Here is a 1,435-nt window from a genome sequence, read left to right as displayed (position 1 = left end):
AGTGCGTGTCGACCGCTTCGACCTCGGTCTTGTCCCCGCCCCAGAGGGTGTGGAAGGTGCCCTCGGCGTCGATGCGCCGGTAGGTGTGGGCGCCGAACAGGTCCCGCAGGCCCTGGGTCAGCGCGGCCGGCAGGCGCTTGCGGCGCAGGCCGTCATAGTAGGCCAGCGAGCCGGAGAACACCGGCACCGGGATGCCCAGGGCCACCGCGGTGGCCACCACGCGCCGCCAGGCCGGCACCGCTGCGGCGATGGCCTCGGCGAAGGCGGGGGCGAACAAAAGGTTCGCCGGCTGCTCACCGCCGGCATAGGCCTTCATGATCTCGTCCAGCAGCCGGGCGCGGATGATGCAGCCGGCACGCCAGAGCGAGGCGATCTCGTCCAGCTTCAGCTCCCAGCCGTACTCCCGGGCCGCGGCACCGAGCATGTCCAGGCCCTGGGCATAGGACACCAGCTTGGAGGCGAACAGCGCCTGGCGCACATCCTCGACGAAACTCTCCGGGATGGCCACCTGCTGCTCGTGCCCGGCCAGCACCTCCTGGGCGGTGGCGCGCTGGTCCCGCTGGCTGGACAGGGCCCGGGCGAAGACGGATTCGGCGATGCCCGAAACCGGCGAGCCAAGATCCAGCGCGGACTGGACGGTCCAGCGGCCGGTGCCCTTCTGGCCGGCGGAATCCACGACGACGTCGACAAAGGGCCTGCCGGTCTTCGCGTCCGCGTGCGCCAGGACCTCGGCGGTGATCTCGATCAGGAAGGAGGAGAGCTGGCCCTTGTTCCAGCCGGCGAAGATCTCCGCCTGGGCTGCCGGCTCGAGGCCGGCGCCGGTGCGCAGCAGGTCGTAGGCCTCGCCGATGACCTGCATGTCCGCGTACTCGATGCCGTTGTGCACCATCTTCACAAAGTGGCCCGCGCCGTCGGTGCCGATCCAGCGGCAGCAGGGCGCCCCGTCGTACTTGGCGGAAATCTTCTCCAGCATCGGACCAAGCGACGAGTAGGATTCGCGGGAGCCGCCGGGCATGATGGACGGGCCCAGCAGGGCCCCTTCCTCGCCGCCGGAGACGCCGATGCCCACGAAGTGCAGGCCCTTCTCCGCCAGCGCGGCCTCGCGGCGCCGGGTGTCCTCATAGTGCGAGTTGCCGCCGTCGATAATGATGTCGCCCTCTTCAAGCAGCGGCACCAGCTCCTCGATCACCGAATCCACCGGAGCGCCGGCCTTGACCATGATCAGCACCCGCCGCGGCTTCTCCAGCGCGTCCACGAACTCGGCCATGGTCTCGGTCCGGACGAACTTGCCCTCGTCCCCGTGGGCGGCCAGCAGGGCGTCGGTCCTGGCGGCCGTGCGGTTGTGCAGGGCCACCGTGTAGCCGTTGCGGGCGAAGTTGCGGGCCAGGTTGGCACCCATCACGGCCAGTCCGGTCACACCGATTTGTGCGGTCAT

The 1,435-nt window shown here is 69.9% G+C and carries 1 protein-coding gene; it reads right to left on the bottom strand.

All coding sequences use genetic code 11. From position 1 onward, the window contains the following. Nucleotides 1–1,435, bottom strand: a 1,435-nt coding sequence (gene gndA / locus ACFQ36_RS22690) for an NADP-dependent phosphogluconate dehydrogenase (RefSeq protein WP_377017829.1), incomplete at both ends; no start/stop codon positions are given.

Source organism: Arthrobacter sp. GCM10027362, assembly GCF_042679445.1.
In the GTDB taxonomy this organism is placed as follows: domain Bacteria; phylum Actinomycetota; class Actinomycetes; order Actinomycetales; family Micrococcaceae; genus Crystallibacter.
This window is presented reverse-complemented; position numbering and strand designations above follow the sequence as displayed.